At 45.6% G+C, this 23,177-nt stretch carries 19 protein-coding genes; 8 read left to right on the top strand and 11 right to left on the bottom strand.

Annotated features, from left to right (window positions below; genetic code table 11):
- Positions 1-128 precede the first annotated feature (128 nt).
- Positions 129-2,258 (top strand): carboxypeptidase-like regulatory domain-containing protein, encoded by a 2,130-nt coding sequence (locus tag ORJ00_RS13475; RefSeq protein WP_306140102.1) that lies wholly within the window; start codon positions 129-131, stop codon positions 2,256-2,258.
- Between the two features lie 74 nt (positions 2,259-2,332).
- On the opposite strand, the gene glyS is transcribed toward ORJ00_RS13475, so the two are convergent.
- The 6 genes from glyS to dnaA form a co-directional block, all read right to left on the bottom strand.
- Complete coding sequence (gene glyS / locus ORJ00_RS13470; RefSeq protein WP_306140101.1) at positions 2,333-4,390, bottom strand: glycine--tRNA ligase subunit beta; 2,058 nt, start codon at positions 4,388-4,390, stop codon at positions 2,333-2,335.
- Complete coding sequence (gene glyQ, locus ORJ00_RS13465) at positions 4,390-5,313, bottom strand: glycine--tRNA ligase subunit alpha (protein WP_027670570.1); 924 nt, start codon at positions 5,311-5,313, stop codon at positions 4,390-4,392. The genes glyS and glyQ overlap by 1 nt, the downstream gene beginning before the upstream one ends.
- Positions 5,314-5,374: 61 nt before the next feature.
- Positions 5,375-7,792, bottom strand: a complete 2,418-nt coding sequence (gene gyrB / locus ORJ00_RS13460) for a DNA topoisomerase (ATP-hydrolyzing) subunit B (RefSeq protein WP_027670569.1) — start codon at positions 7,790-7,792, stop codon at positions 5,375-5,377.
- Positions 7,776-8,894, bottom strand: coding sequence for a DNA replication/repair protein RecF (gene recF / locus ORJ00_RS13455; protein WP_305974985.1), 1,119 nt, complete (start codon positions 8,892-8,894; stop codon positions 7,776-7,778). Before recF ends, gyrB begins: the two co-directional genes overlap by 17 nt.
- Positions 8,895-8,896: 2 nt before the next feature.
- Positions 8,897-10,000: a DNA polymerase III subunit beta gene (gene dnaN / locus ORJ00_RS13450; RefSeq protein ID WP_306127036.1), complete on the bottom strand. Its 1,104-nt coding sequence runs from the start codon at positions 9,998-10,000 to the stop codon at positions 8,897-8,899.
- Between the two features lie 12 nt (positions 10,001-10,012).
- Positions 10,013-11,383 (bottom strand): chromosomal replication initiator protein DnaA, encoded by a 1,371-nt coding sequence (dnaA, locus tag ORJ00_RS13445; protein WP_027670566.1) that lies wholly within the window; start codon positions 11,381-11,383, stop codon positions 10,013-10,015.
- A 437-nt stretch (positions 11,384-11,820) separates the two neighbouring features.
- Between dnaA and rpmH the strand changes: the two genes are divergently transcribed.
- The 7 genes from rpmH to ORJ00_RS13410 all read left to right on the top strand — a co-directional run bounded on the left by rpmH (position 11,821) and on the right by ORJ00_RS13410 (position 17,844).
- Positions 11,821-11,958 (top strand): 50S ribosomal protein L34, encoded by a 138-nt coding sequence (gene rpmH, locus ORJ00_RS13440; RefSeq protein WP_027670565.1) that lies wholly within the window; start codon positions 11,821-11,823, stop codon positions 11,956-11,958.
- Positions 11,959-11,976: 18 nt separating this feature from the next.
- Positions 11,977-12,345, top strand: a complete 369-nt coding sequence (gene rnpA, locus ORJ00_RS13435; protein ID WP_027670564.1) for a ribonuclease P protein component — start codon at positions 11,977-11,979, stop codon at positions 12,343-12,345.
- Positions 12,300-12,563, top strand: coding sequence for a membrane protein insertion efficiency factor YidD (gene yidD / locus ORJ00_RS13430; RefSeq protein WP_027670563.1), 264 nt, complete (start codon positions 12,300-12,302; stop codon positions 12,561-12,563). Before rnpA ends, yidD begins: the two co-directional genes overlap by 46 nt.
- Before the next feature lie 3 nt (positions 12,564-12,566).
- The gene (gene yidC / locus ORJ00_RS13425; RefSeq protein ID WP_027670562.1) at positions 12,567-14,204 is read left to right on the top strand and encodes a membrane protein insertase YidC; all 1,638 of its coding nucleotides are present in this window, start codon (positions 12,567-12,569) and stop codon (positions 14,202-14,204) included.
- Positions 14,205-14,384: 180 nt separating this feature from the next.
- Positions 14,385-15,749, top strand: coding sequence for a tRNA uridine-5-carboxymethylaminomethyl(34) synthesis GTPase MnmE (mnmE, locus tag ORJ00_RS13420; protein WP_027670561.1), 1,365 nt, complete (start codon positions 14,385-14,387; stop codon positions 15,747-15,749).
- A 193-nt stretch (positions 15,750-15,942) separates the two neighbouring features.
- Complete coding sequence (locus tag ORJ00_RS13415; protein WP_306140100.1) at positions 15,943-17,067, top strand: PAS domain S-box protein; 1,125 nt, start codon at positions 15,943-15,945, stop codon at positions 17,065-17,067.
- 3 nt (positions 17,068-17,070) lie between these two features.
- Positions 17,071-17,844 (top strand): sensor histidine kinase, encoded by a 774-nt coding sequence (locus tag ORJ00_RS13410; protein ID WP_306140099.1) that lies wholly within the window; start codon positions 17,071-17,073, stop codon positions 17,842-17,844.
- On the opposite strand, the gene ORJ00_RS13405 is transcribed toward ORJ00_RS13410, so the two are convergent.
- The 5 genes from ORJ00_RS13405 to ORJ00_RS13385 all read right to left on the bottom strand — a co-directional run bounded on the left by ORJ00_RS13405 (position 17,837) and on the right by ORJ00_RS13385 (position 23,150).
- Positions 17,837-19,063, bottom strand: a complete 1,227-nt coding sequence (locus ORJ00_RS13405; RefSeq protein WP_306140098.1) for a YbfB/YjiJ family MFS transporter — start codon at positions 19,061-19,063, stop codon at positions 17,837-17,839. The genes ORJ00_RS13410 and ORJ00_RS13405 overlap by 8 nt on opposite strands.
- Positions 19,064-19,147: 84 nt before the next feature.
- Positions 19,148-19,639, bottom strand: coding sequence for a YbhB/YbcL family Raf kinase inhibitor-like protein (locus tag ORJ00_RS13400; RefSeq protein WP_306140097.1), 492 nt, complete (start codon positions 19,637-19,639; stop codon positions 19,148-19,150).
- A 26-nt stretch (positions 19,640-19,665) separates the two neighbouring features.
- On the bottom strand, positions 19,666-20,088 hold the full coding sequence (trxC, locus tag ORJ00_RS13395; protein WP_370304647.1) for a thioredoxin TrxC: 423 nt from the start codon (positions 20,086-20,088) through the stop codon (positions 19,666-19,668).
- A 66-nt stretch (positions 20,089-20,154) separates the two neighbouring features.
- Positions 20,155-20,643, bottom strand: a complete 489-nt coding sequence (locus ORJ00_RS13390) for a DUF6702 family protein (RefSeq protein ID WP_027670556.1) — start codon at positions 20,641-20,643, stop codon at positions 20,155-20,157.
- Positions 20,643-23,150, bottom strand: coding sequence for a M1 family metallopeptidase (locus tag ORJ00_RS13385; RefSeq protein ID WP_306140095.1), 2,508 nt, complete (start codon positions 23,148-23,150; stop codon positions 20,643-20,645). The genes ORJ00_RS13390 and ORJ00_RS13385 overlap by 1 nt, the downstream gene beginning before the upstream one ends.
- Positions 23,151-23,177: the final 27 nt, after the last annotated feature.

Here is a 23,177-nt window from a genome sequence, read left to right as displayed (position 1 = left end):
CCTTAAGTCACTTCATTTAATATTTTGCCAATTAATTTGTTATTTTTATTTGACAACAAAAGGCATAAATCGGTAAAACGCTCCGTTGCAATAACTTATTGCAGTTATGTCGGTATATGGAGATTTTAATGACAAGTGTTAAACACCTTCTGATTTGTAGTAGCGTATTTCTTGCGCTTAGTGGTTGTGGCAGTTCTGATGATACGCCCCCAGTTGAATCGCCATCTTACGCGTTAAGTGGTACAGTAAGTGGGTTAAATGGCACCGTTATAGTCGGTGTTAATGATACCCGTATTTCAATAAGCCAAAACGGCAGCATAAGCTTAGGTAACAATTTTAAAAGTGGTAACCAAGTTAGCTTATCCATTAAGCAACAGCCAACCAATCAAATTTGTGCTATTACCAGTGCTACTACTTTATCCTTTTCTAATACCAACATTGAAAACGTAACCGTTGCATGTGAAAACTTGCCTACTTTTAATATTAGTGGCACAGCAACAGGTTTATTAAGGCCGGTCACGTTACAATATCAGGTTAATGGTTCAGCTGAAGCGAGCCTAAACATTGATGAGCAAGGTGCATTTGTATTAAACGAAAGTTTTGCTGCCGGCACCGCAATCACCTTTAGTGTCGTTGACAGCATTGGCCACAGCTGCAGTGTTACACCCACCGAGGTCACAGTTGATACTGCTATTAGCAACATGGTGCTTAACTGCTCAACCTTCGGAGCCCTGTCAGGCCGGGTGACATCTTACGGTACAGGGTTACCTATTAGTAATGCGGATGTATCGGCTTTTGTTATAAGCGCAAACAACATTTCTAGTTTATTACAGCAAACAACCACGGACCAAACCGGGCGGTTTACTATTGGTGCAGTTGGTTATCAGCAACGTATTGTTGTTCAGGCCGCAAGTACAGGCTTTGCCAGTCGTTCAGATGTTGCCAGAACCAGTGAGAATAATGCAGAAACTACAATGAGCATAGCGTTGTTAGCAGCAGATGTTGTCACAACTTTTGATGCCTCAGCTGCAGCTGTTATCTCTGACACAAACAGCGCCATGCAGGTTTCGCTACCTGCTTCAGCCTTTGTCACCAGCGAAGGCCTGCCAGCAAGTGGCAGTATCACTGCTGCACTAACAAATGTCGACGCCTCTTCGGATCCGGCTATTATGCCAGGCTACTATCTTGCGACTAATCCTCAAACAGGTAACGTGCAAGCTATAGAGTCTTTTGGTGCAATCAATGCCCAATTTACTGATGCAAGAGGAAAAGCCCTTCAATTAGCACAAGGTGTTGATGCCACTATCCGTATTCCAGTAGCAGAGCGTGCTGACACACCCCCTGCAACCATTCCCCTGATGCATTTTAATCAGCAAACGGGCATTTGGGATGTAGAAGGTGAAGCGACCTTACAAATTGATGAGATGAGCCGGCCTTACTACTTAGGTAGCGTTAGCCATTTCTCTACTTGGAATGCCGATGTATTGTTTGAATCAGTGCGTATTATTGGTTGTGTTTTTGAAAGCGATTCATCCGAACGCTTGGCCAATGTTAGAATTGTGGCTGATGGTACAGATTACATAGGGCGTTCAGTTACTTATTCCAACAGTGAAGGTGAGTTTGATATTGCTGTGCGGCCTAACAGCCAGGTGCTGTTATCTGTTCGTGATGCTGATGGTCAGAGCAACACACGTATTATTGATGTTGGTACAACAGATTATGACTTGGAGAATTGCTTAGCTGTAAATACCGGCGCTATGACAGTAACACTTACCTGGGGTGAAAACCCTAACGACTTAGACACGCATTTCTTAGGCCCACGAACAGCCAATAGTGTTGATGACCGTTTTAGAATTTACTTTAGCAAAAAACAAGAAATGGTTAACGATATCACTATGTATCTTGACCGTGACGATGTCAGTAGCTTTGGTCCAGAAGTTTTAACGGTACCGCAGTTTCCAGTAGCTGGGCGCTATCGTTATGCTGTTCATCATTATGCCGGCAGTGGCACAGTGTTTCAGTCGCCAACTCGAGTAGAAGCACGTGTTCAGGGAGAGACCTTTATTTTTAGTCCTACAATGGATGAAGATACCAATAGTGAACTTGATAGCTGGGTGGTTTTCGACGTTGTCGTTACTTCAGAAGGCGCTATAAATGTAGTTCCGGTTAATACCTATATGCGCAGAGGTAGTGAAGATATTGCTGATGTTGCTAACGGTACAACCTCGTTTAGTAAAGAGCTTAAGTCGATACAGTAATCCTGTATAACGTTCGCTTAATTTCCAACGAAAAAGCCAGCATTAAGCTGGCTTTTTTATTCAGAATCATTCAATTACTGCAAAACAGAAATATCGGCAACTTGCAGAAACAGCTCTCTTAGCTGTTTTAATAGTGCCTGTCGGTTGGCCCGCACTGCCACATCATCTGCGTTTACCATTACCTTGTCAAAGAAGGTATCAATAACGTCTCGCATAGCTGCCAGATGCGCGAGTCCTTCAGCATAGCTGTGTTGCTCACTCTGGTATACTTGCTCGGCGCAAATAACCTTATGCAATGCTTTCTCGGCATCTTCCTGCAGTAAGACTACGTCAATAGTATCAGCGATACTGCCTTCCACCTTGGCAAGAATATTGGCGACACGTTTATTGGCAGCAGCCAATGCTTCTGCAGCTTCCAGCTTACGGAATCCCGCTACGGCTTTTACCCTAAGGTCAAAGTCACTTGGGTTAGTTGGCCTACGCGCTAAAACAGCCTGAATGACATCTACGCTGTAACCTTCGTCTTGATACCAGGCACGGAAACGTCCTAGCATAAAGTCCAGTACGTCTTCAGCCACATTGGTATTGCTTAACTTTGCGCCAAACGTTTGTTGGCTAAAAGCAATAGCGTCAACAAGATCTAACGGTAACTGCTTTTCTACCATGATCCGCAGAGCACCTATGGCAGCACGACGCAGCGCAAACGGGTCTTTGTCTCCCTTCGGGGCCTGGCCAATACCAAAGATACCCACTAAGGTGTCCAGCTTGTCAGCAATAGCTACGGCAGCACCTTCTAAACGGCTTGGAAGCTGATCACCGGCAAAGCGCGGCATATACTGCTCATTTAATGCCAGAGCCACGGTTTCTTGTTCGCCATCTAAGCGTGCATAGTGCATGCCCATGATGCCCTGCACTTCGGGGAACTCTCCTACCATGTTGGTCATTAGATCAGCTTTGGACAGTAAACCTGCTCGCTCGGCAGCAACAATGTCAGCACCAATTTTTGTAGCTATAAAACCTGCTACCTTGCTGATACGCTCTGACTTTTCAGCCAGAGTACCAAGCTGCTGCTGGAACAATACCGTTTTTAAACTCTCTATCCTGTCTGCCAGCTTTTGTTTGCGGTCTGTAGTAAAAAAGAATTGCGCATCCGATAAACGCGGACGTACGACTTTTTCATTACCGGCAATAATTTGCTGCGAATCTTTACTCTCGATATTGGTGACAAAGATAAACTTGTTCAGCAGCTTTCCGTTGTTATCTAACAATGGAAAATACTTTTGGTTGTCTTTCATGGTTGAAATAAGCGGCTCGGCCGGTACCTGCAGGAAGCTCTCTTCAAAGCTGCCTACCAACACTACTGGCCACTCAACTAATGACGCCACTTCTTCTAATAAAGCATCATCCATTAAAGCCTTGCCATTTACCTCAGCGGCAGCTTTAGCCACACCTTCTGCGATAAAGGCTTTACGTTCAGCAAAGTCAGCCACTACAAAGGCATTACGCAACGTGTCAAGATAGGTATCAGCGTGCGTAATAGTAACCTTTGCAGGTGCATGGAAACGATGACCATGTGTTTGATTGCCACTAACACGGCCTAATATGGTTGCAGGAACGATGTCATTGCCATACAACATAATAATAGTGTGTACTGGGCGAATAAATTCCGCACTAGAGTTGCCCCAACGCATGGGTTTAGCAATTGGCAACTTAGCGAGAGCCTGGCTAACAACCTCAGGTAACAGATTAAGAGTTGTTTCACCTTTAACCAATGCTTTATGCAGCAACCAGGCGCCTTTATCGGTTTCCAACTTCTCGGCTTCAGCTACCGTAATGCCACAACCTGCAGCCCAACCCTGGGCCGCTTTGGTTGCATTACCATTAGCATCAAAAGCTGCCGTTAATGCTGGGCCACGTTTTTCTACTACTTTATCGCCTTGTTGTGGCACCAGTGCGTTAATCCTTACAGCAAGACGACGAGGCGCTGCGAACCAACTTACATCTGCGTGCGTAAGTTCTAACTTAGCCAGTTCCGCTTTCAAATTAGCTGCAAACGCTGTTGCCAGGGTTTTTAACGCCTTTGGTGGCAGCTCTTCCGTACCAATTTCAACAAAAAAATCTTGTGCCGACATTATGCCTCCTGCTTACTACGCTTGCTATCACTACAAAGGGGGAAACCCAGTTTTTCACGGCTTGCGTAATACGCTTCAGCACAGGCTTTGGCAAGTGCACGTACCCGTAGAATGTAGCGCTGACGCTCGGTGACAGAGATAGCATGGCGCGCATCAAGTAAGTTAAACGCATGCGATGCTTTCATTACTTTCTCGTAGGCAGGTAATGCGAGGCCTTGCTCAATTAAGTACTGACTTTCTTTTTCGCACTGATCAAATGAAGCAAAAAGCGCAGCAACATCAGCATGCTCAAAGTTGTATGTTGACTGCTCTACTTCATTTTGGTGGAACACATCACCATAGGTTACACGGCCTAAAGGACCATCAGCCCAAACTAAGTCATAGATGCTGTCGACGTTCTGAATATACATTGCCAGACGCTCTAAACCGTAGGTAATCTCTCCGGTAACCGGCCGGCATTCCAGGCCACCCACTTGTTGAAAGTAGGTAAACTGTGTAACTTCCATACCGTTTAGCCAGACTTCCCAGCCCAGGCCCCAGGCACCTAGAGTTGGTGATTCCCAGTTATCTTCCACAAAACGGATATCATGCACTAAGGTATCGATGCCCAGTTCGCGCAACGAGCCTAAATACAGCTCCTGAATATTGTCTGGCGACGGCTTTAAGATCACCTGAAACTGATAGTAATGTTGTAAACGGTTCGGGTTCTCACCGTAGCGGCCATCGGTAGGACGGCGGCAAGGCTGCACATAGGCTACATTTGTTGGCTCTGGGCCCAATGAACGTAAAAAGGTCATGGGGTGAAACGTACCGGCGCCCACTTCTAAATCCAGCGGTTGCACTATTACGCAGCCCTGACGTGCCCAGTAGTCTTGCAGGGCTAATATCAGACCCTGGAAGGTTTTTATATCGTATTTATGCATTCGCTTCTAACTCGCTAAAATGACTGAGGGGCCGCAGCCCCTGTAGTTTTTTCTGGTATTGCTATACGTCCAGGTTAGCAACGTATAAAGCGTTCTCTTCAATAAAGGCCCGCCGTGGTTCAACATGGTCACCCATCAGAGTTGCAAACAGTTGGTCTGCACCGATGGCATCTTCAATGGTTACCTGCAGCATACGACGAGTATTTGGGTCCATGGTGGTTTCCCACAACTGCTCTGGGTTCATCTCACCCAACCCTTTATAGCGCTGAATGTACAATCCACGTTTCGACTCGCTCATCAGCCACTCTAACGCTTCCAAGAAGGTTTCAACTGGTTTAATTTTCTCACCACGGCGGATATAACCACCCTCTTCCATTAAATCGCGTATTTCATCACCCAAGGCAGCAATGCTTAAGTAATCACGAGACGTAACAAAGTCATGGTGTAGCAGGTATTCGTTATCGATACCGTGCTGACGAATAATAACTTTTGGCAGGAATAACTGACGTTCGCGATCTTCGTGAATTTCATAACGATAGCTTGAACCGTCACCCTCTTTTGCGTCTAGCCGCTCAACCAATGTTTTGGCCCACTGCTCGCTATACGCTTCAGTTTTTGCTTGAGCAACGTCCAATGCCGGCACGTATATCAGTTCATTTAACAAGTTAAATGGAATTTTACGTGTTAAGCGTACGATAGTCGCAGAAACCTTATGATACTGACGTACTAGTTTCTCTAGCGCACTACCACCAATACCGGGCGCATCAGCGTTAACATGCAGTGATGCTTCATCCAAAGCTAAGGTCGTCAGGTATTCCGTTAACGCCATTTCATCTTTAATATACTGTTCTTGCTTACCTTTTTTCACTTTGTACAGTGGCGGCTGAGCAATGTAGATATAACCACGTTCAATTAATTCAGGCATTTGACGGTAGAAGAACGTCAACAGCAAAGTACGAATGTGAGAACCGTCGACGTCAGCATCCGTCATTAAGATAATGCTGTGGTAACGGGTTTTGTCTGGGTTATATTCTTCACGACCAATGCCACAACCCAGCGCAGTTATAAGTGTACCCACTTCCTGAGACGATAGCATTTTGTCGAAACGCGCTTTTTCTACGTTAAGAATTTTACCCTTTAACGGCAATATTGCTTGGTTTTTACGGTTACGGCCCTGCTTAGCAGACCCGCCCGCTGAGTCACCTTCCACTATGTACAGTTCAGATAATGCCGGGTCTTTTTCCTGACAATCTGCCAACTTGCCGGGCAAGCCTGCAATATCCAGCGCACCTTTACGCCGGGTCATTTCGCGGGCTTTACGGGCAGCGTCACGGGCGCGCGCAGCATCAACAATTTTACCCACGATAATTTTGGCATCACCTGGGTTTTCTAACAGGTATTCGTTTAGTTTCTCACCCATCACGCTTTCAACAGCAGAGCGCACTTCTGAAGATACCAGCTTGTCTTTGGTCTGAGAGCTAAACTTAGGGTCAGGAACTTTTACGCTGATAACTGCTGTTAAACCTTCACGTGCGTCATCACCCGAAGCCTGTACCTTCATTTTTTTAGCATAACCTTCGTGTTCAATATAGCTATTTAACACGCGTGTTAAGGCACCACGGAAACCCGCTAAGTGCGTACCACCATCACGTTGTGGAATATTATTGGTAAAACAGAATACGTTTTCCTGATAGCTGTCGTTCCACTGCATGGCAACTTCTACCGAAATACCATCGTCACGCTGATCTGTGAAATAAAATGCCTTAGGATGTACGCTGGTTTTGGTACGATTCAAATATTGTACAAAAGCCTCAATACCGCCTTCGTATTTAAAGTGGTCTTTTTTATCAGTACGTTCATCAGAAAGAATAATACTAACGCCAGAGTTTAAGAACGACAATTCGCGTAAACGCTTAGCCAAAATATCAAAATGATAGTTTATGTCGGTAAATACCGTAGGGCTTGGCCAAAAACGGATAGTGGTGCCTTTGTCTTCTGTCTCACCAATTACTGCCAACGGCGCTTGCGGTACACCTAGATGATAAATTTGTTGGTGTACCTGGCCTTTGCGGCGAATTGTCAGTTCTAGCTTATCTGACAGCGCGTTTACTACCGACACACCTACGCCGTGTAAACCACCTGATACTTTATATGAATTATCGTCAAACTTGCCACCGGCATGCAGTACCGTCATAATAACTTCTGCTGCTGATACGCCTTCATCATGCATGTCGGTTGGAATACCACGACCGTTATCACGCACCGATACCGAGCCATCGCTGTGAATGGTGACCCAAATATCAGAACAATGGCCAGCTAAGGTTTCGTCGATAGAATTATCGACCACCTCAAACACCATGTGGTGCAAGCCTGAGCCGTCATCGGTATCGCCGATGTACATGCCTGGTCTTTTACGAACTGCATCCAGTCCTTTTAATACTTTTATGCTCGAGGAATCGTAGTTATGTTGTTCGGCCATCGTCATCTGTCCGTGCTGTTAGCTGCCCATGTTCCACGTGAAACATCGCCAGTTGCCCGGCGTCTATAAATGGTGAAACATGATCAGCGTTAATTGCAGTAATAAAAACCTGTGAGTTAATATCGCGTAAATAGCTAAATATCTGTCGGGTTGACTCTTGGTCTAACTCCGACGCCAAATCATCGATTAACAACAACGGTTGTTTCTGACCGTTGTCACGAATTACGTTGTTTTGCGCAATTTTAAGCGCAAATAATAACACTTTTAACTGACCACGGGATAACACTTCTTCAGCTGCCCATTGGTCTTTTTTAATCCGTAAATCCGCCTTCTGCGGGCCGTATTGGGTAAACCCCATACGACTGTCGTGCGAGAAGCTCTGATGCAGTAATTGCTTAAACTCCTCAGACGTTGTCACCTTTTCTGGCCACCCCTGTTGTAACTGAAAGTTTAGCGATTGCATAAGATCATCAGCTGTTGTCAGCTGTCGAAATGCCGACTCTAATTGTGCGACATAACTGTAACGCAACCTTTGCAACTCAAACGCGAGTTCGACGAACTGCTGATCCCAGAATTCAAACTGGCTGTCATAATGGCGGTTTGTTTTTAACAAGGCGTTCCGCTGTTTCAGCACTTTATTAAACCGCAGCCAATAATCAAAAAAGGACTGTTCCACGTGAAACAATCCCATATCAAAAAATTGCCTACGCTCCTTTGGACCGCCAAAAAACAAACGAAAACTGTCGGGAGTAATAAGCTGTACCGGCAATAAGCTAGCAATCTCAGCCAATCGATTTACGTTACTGCCATTTAATCGCAGTAACAACTCCCCCTGTTTGTCACGCTGTAAGCCAAGGCTATATATTTGTTGTTGCACTGCAACCTTTGCGTGTATAACAAAGGCGTCACTATTATGCTGTATAAGCCGCTGTGATCGACTGGTACGAAAAGATCGACCATGTGCCAAATAATATATCGCTTCAAGCAAACTGGTTTTACCGCTGCCATTCATGCCAACGATTAAATTAAACTGCGCATGAACATTAAACGACACTGCCGTCAGATTGCGAAACTGACTGGCGTTAACTGACAACAGTGACATGATTACAAGCGCATTGGCATAACGACGTAAGACGCACCGACATTACCAACGCCTTCAACTAAGGCACTGGAGTTAGCATCATTCAAATGCAATAAAACCAAATCTGTTGCTAACGTATTTAACACATCCAACAAGTAGCCTACATTAAAGCCAATCTCAAGGTTATCACCCTGGTATTCAACTTCGATGATCTCTTCTGCTTGCTCGTGCTCGGGGTTATTAGCAACTATTTGTAACTCGCCATTACTTAAAGTAAATCGCACACCGCGGTATTTCTCATTTGATAAAATAGAAGCCCGGGTACAGGCATCTTTTAACACACTACGATGTGCCGTAACCAGTTTTGTACTATTACGGGGTAACACGCGGCGGTAATCAGGGAAACGACCGTCAATCAGCTTACTGCTAAAAACATAGTTACTATCGGTTAAGCGAATATGGTTTTGACCCAGGCTCAATGTAACAAGCTGCTCGTCGCTAGCCAGTAATCGCATCACTTCCATTACGCCTTTACGCGGAATAATAATTTGTTTTTGCTGCGCCATTAATCCAGGTAGCTCTACGCCGCTTAACGCAAGTCTGTGACCGTCGGTAGCCACAGCTTTTACTGCACCGTTATCAACTTCAAATAACAAACCATTCAGGTAATAACGTACATCCTGATTTGCCATAGAGAACGCAGTATCGTCTAAAAGCTTGCGCAGCTGCATGCGCGTTAGTTGAATATCAACCTCGCCCTGCCAGCTTTCTAAGTTAGGATATTCAGACGCACTTAACGTAGACAACGTGAACTTCGTTTTACCACACGTCAGCACGCAGTTATCACCCTGCAATTGCACTCGGATATCTGACCCCTCAGGCAAACTACGGCAAATATCTAACAACTTCTTTGCCGGTACGGTAATACGCCCAGGGCTTTGTACTGTTAAAGCATCCGTTGTCGCAACCAACTCTACTTCCAAATCAGTGCCCGTTAAAGACAACGCAGCCTCAGATACTTCAAGCAAAACATTAGACAAAATAGGTAACGTATGGCGACGTTCAATAGCGCCAGATACCATTTGTAGTGGTTTGAGTAAGGCATCTCTGTTAATGGTAAATTGCATGAACACGTCCCTTTACGATGACAAAGTACGGATTAAATTTTGAAAGTCTTCTTTAATTTCGTGCGTTTCTTCTTTTAACGACTCAATCTTTCTACAGGCATGCAGCACTGTGGTGTGATCGCGACCACCGAACGCATCACCAATTTCTGGTAAACTGTGATTGGTGAGTTCTTTAGATAATGCCATAGCCATCTGGCGCGGGCGCGCTACAGAGCGCGAGCGACGCTTAGACAGTAAATCCGCCACTCGAATTTTGTAGTATTCAGCAACCGTCTTTTGAATGTTTTCTATTGTCACCAGCTTGTCTTGCAACGCCAGTAAATCGCGCAATGCTTCGCGCACGAAATCAATAGTAATAGGTCGACCAGTAAAGTTAGCGTTGGCGATGACACGGTTTAATGCGCCTTCTAATTCGCGCACGTTAGATCGCAGCCGTTTAGCAATAAAAAAGGCAACCTCTTCCGGTAAGCGAATCTGGTTCTCATGTGCCTTGCGCATCAGGATCGCCACGCGGGTTTCTAATTCTGGCGGTTCAATGGCAATGGTTAAACCCCAGCCAAAACGAGACTTTAACCTATCTTCTACCCCATCAATTTCTTTAGGATAACGATCACTGGTTAGGATGATTTGTTGATTACCTTCAAGCAGGGCATTAAAGGTATGGAAAAATTCTTCTTGAGACCGCTCTTTATTAGCGAAGAACTGAATATCATCAATCAGCAGCGCATCAACCGACCGGTAATAACGCTTAAATTCTTCTATGGCATTGTTTTGCAATGCTTTTACCATATCTTGTACAAAACGTTCTGAATGCATGTAAATCACTTTAGCATCTGGCTTTTTCGCCAAAATGCCATTACCTACTGCATGTAACAAGTGCGTTTTACCTAAACCGGTACCACCATAAATAAACAAGGGGTTATAAGCCGTACCCGGGTTATCAGCTACTTGGCTTGCTGCCGCACGCGCAAGTTGGTTCGATTTACCCTCGACAAAGTTAGTAAAGGTGTAGTTTGCTCGAACATTGCTGGTCACAATGGTTTTAGGTGCGGGCTCTGGTTTTTCTCGAGCAACAGGCTCAGCTTGCGGCACAGCAGTAATTGCGGGCGCAGGTACCGTACTGCGGGCTTTATTAGCCTGACTAGAACCCACATCAAATTTTAGCCGGGGCGCATCATCACCGCAGTAATCATGGATCAGCTCCATGATCCGGCTCAGGTATTTTTCACGTACCCAATCCAACACAAAGCGGTTAGGCGCATACAACGTAAGGCCTGAATCAGAACTATCAGCTTGTAAGGGACGGATCCACATACTAAAATGCTGCGCAGGTAATTCGGCTTGCAGCGCTTGCAGACAATTTTGCCAAACGGACTGATACACCATATCTCCTGAAGCCTCTTAACTATCATGAACAAAAGGCTGGCGTAAGTTAACGAAGCGCACATTATCGTACTATCTTATCCACAACTTCAATATTGACTTTTTAAAATTAACAAAATGACGCAAAAAATAAATCTATCCCATTGTTTTAAATAACTTAAATTCTCTTATACCTTTTAATAATACTTCAGCTTTTTCGCTGCGATATTTAAACTAAAACCAAATAACCCACACTTTATTCACGGAAAAAAATATGCCTGTGGAAAACTTTTGTAAAAACAGGATCGATAAAGATCGCGTACGAATAAAACACAGGATCAGATTGACTTTGCGCTGCAGACTATTTAAAATTCGCGCTCATTTTTGTCAGCTGCGTTTTGGTACATTTACTAAAACACAGAAAACTTTAGTAAATATTTCGACCGGACGGATGAATTATGAGTAAAAGAACTTTTCAACCAAGCGTATTAAAACGCAAGCGTAACCACGGTTTCCGTGCACGTATGGCCACTAAAAATGGTCGTGCAGTATTAGCGCGTCGCCGTGCTAAAGGCCGTCAGCGTTTATCAGCATAATTAGCTGCTAATCGCTGCGTGGTCAGCTTGAAATTCGGCAGGGAGTTAAGACTATTAACTCCCGGTCAGTTCGATAACGTCTTCCAACTCCCTTTTCGGGTTTCTTCTCCGCTTTTTACCATACTGGCGAAAGCCAATCATCTGCCACATGCCCGATTAGGCCTTACTATCGCGAAAAAACGTGTTAAATTAGCGGTGCACCGTAATCGCATTAAGCGCTGCGTGCGTAACAGCTTTCGTTTGCATCAACATGAGTTGCCCGGTGTCGACTTGGTACTGATGGTAAAAGGTGATATTAGCAATACTGCTAATGATGAGTTACATAGGCAACTGGAAAAGTTATGGCGAAAAATCGCTCGGCAGTACACCGCTTCGCTGTCAGCCTAGTGTTAACGCTGCTGCACGGTTACCAGAGACTGATTAGCCCCTTATTTGGGCCTAGCTGCCGTTTTCATCCCACCTGCTCGCATTATGCTATTTCAGCAATTGAACGCTTTGGCGTGCTGAAAGGCAGTTGGTTAGCAACGAAACGTATATTAAAATGTCACCCTCTACACGAAGGCGGTGATGATCCTGTTCCTGAAAAGCACAATGAGAAAAGCTAAGCCATGGAATCACAACGTAGTTTATTAGTTATTGGTCTGGCCCTGGTCAGTTTTTTACTTTGGCAACAGTGGAATATCGACACCGCGCCAAAGCCGGTTACACCAGTAACACAAAATAGCGACAGTACCGGCAGCAGTTCTGCTGACTTACAACTTACCACTGCTGACGCGGAACAATCTGTAGCCACTGTAGCGGCAGCCGCACGAACCATTACTGTCAGCACAGACGTATTTAACTTACGCATAGACAGCCGCGGTGGTGACATCGTTGGTTTAGAATTACCCGCGTTTGAACTAAATAAAGGTGAAGGTGACGCTTATCCGCTGATGCGTAAGCTGAACGGCTTTGAATACGTAGCTCAAAGCGGACTTATAGGCCGTGATGGCCCAGACGACAGCCGTAACCCGCGGCCTGTTTATACTGCGGAAAAAAGTAGTTATGCGTTAAGTAGCGGTGCAACCGAGTTAGTGGTGCCATTACTGTTTAACCATAACGGCCTGCAAATTGAAAAACGTTTTACCTTTGTTGCTGGTCAATATGATGTCCGGGTAGAATATTTTATTAAAAACCAAAGTACTGAAGTAAAAACGGTTCAACCTTATCAGCATATGGTCCAAACTATCGACAACGGTGAAGGCAGCAGCATGATGATGCCAATCTACCGCGGTGCAGCTTTTGGTACTTCTTCAGAGCGTTATAACAAATACGCCTTTGATGACATGCAAGAGAAAAACCTGTTGGAAGCCACAACTGGTGGTTGGGTTGCCATGCTAGAGCACTACTTTGTGTCGGCTTGGGTACCTGATGCCCAAACCGATAACCAGCTATACAGCTTAGTTCGCAATGGCCAAGGTGTTATTGGTGCTAAGGGCCCGGCAGTTAATATTGAGCCCGGCGCTGAAATAACCTTAACCAGTACTTTTTATGCTGGCCCCAAAGATCAAGACAGCCTGGCTAAAATTGCCAACGGGTTGGATTTAACGGTTGATTACGGTTTCTTATGGTTTATCTCACAACCGTTGTTTTGGTTACTCACGACCATTCAGGGTTTTGTCGTTAACTGGGGTGTAGCCATTATCTGCATTACCCTTATCGTCAAAGGTGCCATGTACCCACTGACCAAAGTACAGTACGAGTCGATGGCGAAAATGCGTAACTTAAAGCCAAAAATTGACGAACTACAGGCCCGTTATAAAGAAGACCGTCAAAAGATGGGCCCGGCAATGATGGAACTGTATCGCAAAGAAAAAGTTAACCCGATGGGTGGCTGCTTACCGATGATCATTCAGATGCCTATCTTCCTGGCGCTATACTGGGTATTCGTTGAAAGCGTTGAATTACGTCATGCACCATTTATGCTTTGGATTAACGACTTATCTGCGCAAGACCCGTACTACGTATTACCGGTATTATTTGGTTTAAGCATGTTTTTAATGCAAAAACTCACGCCAATGCAGGTTACCGACCCAATGCAGCAAAAGATCATGATGTGGATGCCAGTTGCGTTCTCCGTGTTCTTCCTGTGGTTCCCAAGTGGCCTGGTACTTTACTGGTTTGTAAGTAACCTTATTTCACTGGCGCAGATGTTATATATCTATAAAGGCATGGAAAAGAAAGGCTTACATACTAAAAAGGCTTAACCAGACTCAACGCTAGGGTAAGCGTGTCATCATGAAGCAGCAACAGGGATGTTGCACAGGTTGAGACAGTACACGGACGTACTGTCGAAAGCAGCGAAATGATGATTTCCTTACCCTTGCCATTAAACCTTAAGCCTGTCGCCTAACGCTGACAGGCTTTTTCTATTCAGAGGCAACACCATGTTTACTACCGACACCATCGCCGCTTTAGCCACTGCTCCGGGCCGCGCCGGTGTGGGTATTATCCGTATTTCCGGACCGGACACTAAAGCAGTAGCGCAAGCCATACTGCACAAGTTACCTAAACCACGTTACGCCGACTACCTGCCGTTTTATGATACTAATACACAAGTACTAGACCAAGGTATTGCGCTGTACTTCCCAGGGCCCAATTCTTTTACCGGCGAAGACGTACTTGAACTTCAAGGCCACGGCGGCCCTGTGTTACTGGATATGTTGCTAAAACAAGTGTTGGCACTGCCCAATGTACGTATTGCCAAGCCGGGTGAATTTTCAGAACGCGCCTTTTTAAACGACAAGCTCGACTTAGCCCAGGCCGAAGCCATTGCCGACTTAATTGACGCCAGCAGCGAACAAGCCGCGCGCAGTGCCATGCAATCACTGCAAGGTGAATTTTCCAGACGAATTCATGAGCTGGTAGAAAAAGTCATTTACCTGCGTATGTATGTCGAAGCCGCAATAGACTTCCCGGATGAAGAAATTGATTTCCTCTCCGATGGCAAAGTGGCTTCCGACTTAGCCGATATTATCGACTACCTGGCTAGCGTAAAAAAACAAGCTACCCAGGGCAGTATCTTACGTGAAGGCATGAAAGTAGTTATTGCGGGTAGGCCAAATGCGGGTAAATCGAGCCTGCTAAATGCGTTAGCCGGGCGAGAAGCTGCTATCGTGACTGAAATAGCTGGCACCACCCGTGACGTACTGCGCGAGCACATTCATATTGACGGTATGCCGCTGCATATTATCGATACCGCCGGTTTACGTGATGCAACCGATCAGGTTGAGCAAATTGGTATTGAACGTGCCTGGAAAGAAATAGAACAGGCCGACCGGGTGCTGTTTATGGTAGACGGCACCACAACCGATGCTACCGATCCGCACGATATCTGGCCCGACTTTATCGACCGCCTGCCAGCCAATTTGGGTGTAACGGTTATTCGCAATAAAGCCGACTTAACCGGCGAACCCATGACACCCAATACGACCAGTAATACGCCGGTGTACCGTTTGTCAGCCAAAACCGGTGATGGTATCGACGGCCTGCGCGAACATCTAAAACAATGTATCGGCTTTGACGCCAGTACCGAGGGCAGCTTCCTTGCCCGCCGCCGCCACCTTGACGCACTCGATCGTGCCGCAGAGCACCTTAGCATCGGCCAGGAACAACTGCACAGCTATATCGCTGGTGAAATCCTCGCAGAAGAGCTGCGCTTAACGCAACAACACCTGAACGAGATAACCGGCGAGTTTAGCTCGGATGATTTGCTCGGCAAGATTTTCAGCTCGTTTTGTATCGGTAAATAACCTTTCAATAATGGATGCAATATCTCCCTGCCGCTTCGGCAGGTTTTTTTGTTTACTTATTTGGTACTTACTAAATACATAGCTAAAATTGCATTTAATTAACCTGAAACACACTGCAAAAATCATTACGTTAACCTTGTAAATGGCGAATAGCTAGTTGGACGGCACTATGTCTCGCATTTAAGGATAGATGATGACTTCAACAACAGATTATAAGCTACATGCGAAAACCATTGTGGTAATGGTCCTGATTATTATCACAGCGGCGGCTGCACTAATCTCAAAAAGCTTGGTTGATTTTAAGCAAGTTGAAACATCCTGGGTTGAGCATACGGCTAAATCAAACGCTATTACATTTGAGATGGCTAACATCCGCCATCATTTGGGCTATGGCGGCTTTATACACAATTTTAAAAATCTGGTGCTACGTCGAGATATAGCTGTCTATCAGCCGAAGATTGAACAAGACATTTCGTTGGTGCAACAACATCTGGCTAGGCTACAAAAGCTGCTAGAGAATAAAGAAAACCTTCAAGCATTAGAGCAGGTACAGCAAACTTTTATTGAATACCAAAGCAAATACTATTTAGCGCTAAATATGCTGACACAGCAGGCCAACACTGATGAAATAGATAGCGAAGTAAAAGTAGATGACACGAAAGCGCTGCAAGCACTGCAGCAGCTTGACCAAAGCATCAGTAAGCAAAGTGCTGCAATAATACTGGATGCAAAACAGCTAAATAGCCGGGCCAGACAGTTCCTGCTGATAGCCAGTTTATTACTGCTACCGGTTTTACTTATTGCAGCAATTGCTATTGCCTGGCTGTTACGTCGTATTATTGTCGTAACAAATGACGTTATTGTGGCTGAAAAAGAACTGAACAACTTGCTCGCCACCTCCCCCGATCCAACGTTAAGCGTTAACACTTCTGGTTTAATCATCAGAGTAAATAAGATGGCAGTGGCGTATTTTAGCCAAGCAGAAGCAGCCCTATTAGGCCAACCGATATTAGCACTGCTGCAGGTCGGCAGCGCTCAGAACCAGCCTGCGGACTATATGCAATACATAAACAGACTTGTTAGAAAACAAAACAACGGTGAGCAAGTCATTGCCAGCACAATTGTTGATGGCGAAGTGCGAAGTGTAGAAATTAAGTTGGCTGATACCACAACTAGCAACGTTACAATCACAACGCTGACCTTAAGAGATGTCACAGAGCAATTGCAGCTGCGCGAAGCGCTTATAAAAGCTAAAGAGGAAGCAGAACAAAATTTAATGCGACAAAAGGCCATGCAAGACGAACTGGTACAGGCCTAAAAGATGGCGGCACTTGGCAAGCTGGTTGCTGGTGTTGCGCATGAGATTAATACACCGGTAGGAACTATTTTAACGGCTGCCTCTCATCTGCAGAATGAATCAGCTGCCACCGCTGACAAATTTGCGCATGAAACGCTTAGCGCGAAACAACTATCTGCCTACCTGCAAATTGCCGTAGACAGTTCAGGCCTTATAAGTCATTGCTGTAGCCGCGCCGCTGAATTAATTCAGAGTTTTAAATTGGTTGCAGTTGATCAAACCGGCGCGCTAAAGCGGCAGTTTGATATGGCAAAATACCTCAATGAAGTGATTCTGAGTTTACGACCAAGCTTCAAAGACCGTCAAATCACTATTAACGTCAGCTGCCCACCAGACATTATGATGGATAGTTACCCTGGTGCCATTGCTCAGGTTCTGACAAACCTTATATTAAATTCACTAAAACACGGTTTTACCGATGATGATGTTGGCAATATAGAAGTAAAACTAAACTTAATGGAGCAACCCACAGACTGGTTAGAGCTAGTCTACGAAGACAACGGTGCAGGTATACCCAACGAATTGCAGAGCGAAGTATTTAACCCGTTCTTTACCACTGGACGCAATAGGGGTTTTAGCGGACTGGGTTTGCATATCGTCTACCTAAACATTACACAGCTACTGGCAGGGTCTATTGCCATGTCGAGTACACCTGGCCAGGGCACCTGCTATATTATTCGCATTCCTATCGCGGTACCAACTGATATAGCCGCACAACCGCCACATGCCATTACTTAACCGCAGCCGCCGACAGCGCATCTAACTGCTGCGCCGTTTGGTCAGTGACAATAAGCACCGCTATTAGTACCGCACCCAGCGCGACAAAAGCCGAAGCCAGATAAAGCCCAATATCGTAGTACCCCGTGCGGCTGGCAAGGTAGCCGGTGAGCGCTGGCGCCAGAACTTGTGCACTGCCATAGGCCAGTGTCATTTTACCCATTAACCTGGCAGGTTTGCCGGGATACAAACGCCCTGCCATGGTCAATACTAAACTTACAACACCAACAAAGGTTGCACCAAACAGCGCTGCGCTTAACAACACCGCGGTTAACGAGCTACACCACAATGGCAATAAAATAGCCACGCTTTGTGCCAACAATGCCAACATAACCGCTTTTAAATAACCCATTTTGCGGGCGATTAAATCCCACAACAACACCGCCGGTGTCGCCGCAAGGCCTAATACAATAAAATTCAGGTTACCACTGCCCGCTAAACCCGGCATTCGTTCAACTATCGTCACAATAAAAGTAGCACTAATAACATAACCATAACCGGCACAAAAATAGCTAGCCAACATAAGGCGAATAAAGCGTTTTCCTGGAGGTGCATCAGCAATGGTAGTCTGCATACTGCTAGCAGACATAACGGGTTTTGGCAGCCAGCGCCAGGCTGGTATAGCAAGTAACACTCCAAATACGGCTAAGTATTGCCATTGTGTGCGCCAATCAAACTGAGCCTGCAACATAAACTCTACTAGTAGCGCAGCTAACGCAATACCAAAACCAAGCCCGGCAAAGTGGATACCCAGTTCAGCACGCTGCTTATGGTTAAGTAACCAGTGCAGTATTAATGCCGACGCCAATAACATTGAGCCAGCGCTGCTTAACCCAGCGACAAAGCGCCAGAATGACCACAGGTAGACGTTCTCGGTTAACGCCATACCAATAGTGCTCAGCACAGCTAAAACCAGACCAAGCCGATATAGGGTATCTTTTAATGTCACACTACTAAGGTTACTGGCGAGCAGTGCCCCAGCCATATATCCCAGATAATTCACCGCTGCCAGGTATCCTCCACCGGCATCATCTAGTCCTGTTTGTTGCTGCATCAGGGGTAACAGCGGTGTATAAGCAAAACGTGCCACGCCCAGGCAAAGAAGCTGACTAAAAAAACCCGCCAGTAATACAAAAAAACGCTGCGGTATTGGGTTGGTAGTCGTCGCGTTCAGAGTCATAACTCCGGCAGGATAAAGTGCCAGCTTAGCGTAAGAAAAAAGGCCGTGGTATACGGCCTTAGTATCATATTGCTGTATTGGTGGTTATCGGGCGTAGGTGGCCGTGAGGGTTGCTTTACCCAACGCCATGGCATTAAGCATAAAGCCCACCACAGCGGCACTGGCGCCATCGTCAGCGGGTAAGGTTTCATCAGGTAAGGCCCAAACTGTAAACTGATAACGATGCATACCATGACCTTCTGGCGGGCAGGCACCACCAAAGTCTTTGCTACCGTAATCATTGTTAAAGCTGCGACAGCCTGGTGGCAAACTGCCTTTACCGGCGCCGCGAGCTAAGCCTGTAGCCGCTGGCGGAATATCGGTTACCAGCCAGTGCCAGAAACCCGAACAAGTGGGTGCATCAGGGTCAAATACCGTAATGGCAAAACTTTTGGTACCCACAGGGGCGTTAACCCAATTTAGTGCTGGTGACACATTGCTGCCACTACAACCAAAGCCATCAAATTCATGATCTTTGGCCATAAAATGGCCTTCTTTAATATCCGGGCTACTTAGGGTAAAAATGTTATTAGTCATAATGTCTCCAACATGTAAGTGAATACTTACTTATAATTAGATAGCCATTGATAAAAGACTTGCTTTGGCAACGCACCTGCTTGTTGTGCCACAACCTTACCTTGTTTAAACAACATTAATGTAGGAATAGAGCGAATACTAAACTGCGCCGCCAACGACTGCTGTTGCTCGGTGTTAATTTTACCAAAGCGAAACTGCGGTTCCAGTTCTCGCGCCGCCTGGCTAAATACCGGGGCAAAACTCTGACACGGGCCACACCAGCTAGCCCAAAAGTCGACCACTAACGGCAATCCGGCTTTATTAGCATGGGCAGAAAAATTGATGCTGGTTAGCTCCAATGGCTCACCACGAAACAGTGACTGTTTACATTTGCCACAATGAGCATCCAGTGCGGGTTTATCTTGTGGCAAACGGTTGAGGCCATTACAAGCTGGGCAGGCAATAATCATGGCAAACTCCAAAGTAAGCGTACTCTTTGTTATATAGCGACGAGCAAACCAAAATTAAAGGCAACGCTAAAAACTCAGCTGCTGCCAGCCTGTTTTATTATCAAAACTAATACTTTTAACCTCGCCGCGGCCCTCAATATTGACGGTATTTACCTGCGAAGGCCAAAGCGCTTGCAAAGAACTGTGCTTAACCCGCAAGCCACTTAATTCTGATGGAACGGGCACCTCTTGATAAACCCAAAAAAACCGGCCATCAAGCTGACCACCAATTAAAGTTAAACTAATCGCCTCACCCGAAAGGGTCGTCAAAGCAAAGTGCTCACTTACATAATGACTAAATAGCTGTTGCGTTTGCTCATTGTTAAGTAAGTCTGCGCTTTTATCAAACAACTGCTTTACGCCGTGCTCGGCGTCATGCACATAAAACCGGTGCATGACTTCAATGTTGCCACTACGTGAATTAAACAACACCTTGGTAAGTGCTGTTTTCATTTCATGTGCGGCAAGTTGACCACAGCAGCCAGCCAGTAATAGCAAGCCAACTAAAAGGCGCATTAGTTGTTGCCCTCTGAACCAGGTTCTATCTCAGACGCCGGCTTTTTGGCAGGATCTTTCACCTTAGTTTTAATATCCTGCATAATATCGCGACTTACTTTAGCTTTGCTCTTGTCCGCTTTATACGCTTCAATACGAGATGGAATTATGCGGCGCGGATAGAAGTTGTTTTCGATATCCACATCAGCTGTTTCCCATTTCGGATCGACGACCACATCTTTTAGCACTTTATCTTTGGCAGTAACAATCAGCTTATTGACTGCTTTAGGGCTGCGACGCCAAATTTCAGCCGGAATAGTTTGCTGTTCGCTGCTGCCATCGGTGAAGTTTAGCTGTAATAAAATTGGCATAACCAAGCCGCCTATATTACTAAACTGAAGCACATAGTAGTTTTTGTCTTCGGCTACAGCGCGTTCAAATGCGATGCGCTCCCATGGCTCTAAGTCATGCAAAAACTTGTTGTAAGCATTGCGTTCTTTATTAGTCACGGTAAAACGATCATTTTCGTCGTAGAAATCGCTCACATCGGAGTTCTTGTCAATCCACAACACTTTGCCTTCCGCTTTGTTACGCTCAACAAAAAGCGGCATCGGTTTATCTAGCTCCTGCTGGCGCTGACGTTGGAAATCAATATCCGGATTTTTGGTGTCTAGCTGCAACTGGAATACTTTGTCCAATGAGATATCGACATGATCAGTGCTGTAAAACCAGCCACGCCAGAACCAATCCAGATCAACACCGCTGGCTTCTTCCATGGTACGGAAGAAATCAGACGGCGTTGGGCGCTTAAACTTCCAACGCGTTGCGTATTCTTTAAAGGCAAAATCAAACAACTCCCGGCCCAGAATAACCTCACGCAGAATATTCAATGCCGCAGCAGGCTTGGTATAAGCATTAGGACCTAACCGTAATACACTGTCAGATTGTGTCATAATAGGTACTTGTACATCCGACTTCATGTAATCGACAATATCACGCGGCTCAACACCCCAGGGAATAGTCGGGTCCCACTCGCGGCCGGCCACACCATCTAAAAAGCTGTTTAAGCCTTCGTCCATCCAGGTCCACTGCCGTTCGTCAGAATTAACGACCATCGGGAAATAAATATGTCCAACTTCGTGAATAACCACGCCGATTAAAAAGCGTTTTTCAGCTTGTGAGTATGTACGGCTACCATCATCCTGTAACTTAGTGCGCGGACCGTTAAAGGTGATCATGGGGTATTCCATGCCACCTACAGGACCATTTACCGATTGCGCAACCGGATAAGGGTAATCAAACGAGAAACGCGAATACACCTCCATAGTGTGCACTATGGCTTCAGTAGAGTATTTCTGCCATAACTCACCACCCTCTTTTGGGTAAAATGACATAGCCATTACAAAGGGTTGGTCATCACCGCCCTGCTGATAACCTTTAGCGTCCCAGATAAATTTACGTGACGAAGCCCAGGCAAAATCACGTACATTATTGGCCTTAAAATGCCAGGTTTTGGTGTCGTCAGTAGCTGCTTTTTCATTTTCCAATGCTTCGGCTTCAGTGACAATAAATACGGGACGCTTAGCCGTTTTAGCTTGATCTAATCGGGTTAATTGTTGTTTAGTAAGTACCCTGCTACTGTTTTGTAGTTCGCCCGTAGAGGAAACTATATGGTCGGCTGGTACGGTGAGTTTTACATCGTAATCACCAAACTCCAGGGTAAATTCGCCACGGCCGAGAAACTCTTTATTGGTCCAGGCTTCATAATCGGTATAAGCGACCAAACGCGGAAACCACTGCGCTAATAAAAAAATATCATTACCGCCTTCGCGGGCATCTTTGGGGAAATGCTCATAGCCTGAACGGGCCGAAACAGCATCTTCTTCAACGATATTAAAAGCAAAATCCAGGCTGAAATCGGTGGTCTGGCCCGGTTTTAGCGGTTTATCCAGATCGATACGCATTAAGGTACCCACCGAAGTAACCGGCAAGGGTTTACCGCTACTGTTTTTTAAATTACTGATCTGGAAACCCAGCTCGTTGTCAGCCATAAATTGCTGCCGGCGCAGCTCTTCCAGGCTTAAGCGTGCAGTGATATCACCATCGCTAATCGACGTTGCAGGTCCCCGTCGGCCAATGCCGCCAAAGTCAGTACTTAACTCAGCCATCGAGTCAGATTTAAAAATGTTCTGATCAAGATGCAGCCAAAGATACTTCAGGCTATAAGGCGAGTTATTTTTGTAGCTTATCCGCTGTTTAGCGCTAAGCCGGCGTTTTGTTTCATCAAGCTCTACATCCATTTTGTAGTTAACTTGTTGCTGCCAGTATTGCTGGCCAGGTTCACCGGCTGCATTGCGGTAAACGTTAGGTGTGGGCAATACTTCGTCTAACTGGCGAAACTTATCTTCAAAATCACCTTTCGTTTGGCGAATGGCACTGGCATCTACTACAGAACTACATAACAGTGTAGCCAGCAGGCTAAACAGAGATAATGTGGGCAACAAACTTCGGGATAAAACGATGGGCATAATCAGCTATTCTCTTATTGTTTTAAG

The sequence above is a fragment of the Rheinheimera baltica genome (assembly GCF_030731985.1).
GTDB lineage: Bacteria > Pseudomonadota > Gammaproteobacteria > Enterobacterales > Alteromonadaceae > Alishewanella > Alishewanella baltica.
Note: the sequence above shows the minus strand (reverse complement) of the source record. Positions and strands in the feature narration are given on the sequence as shown.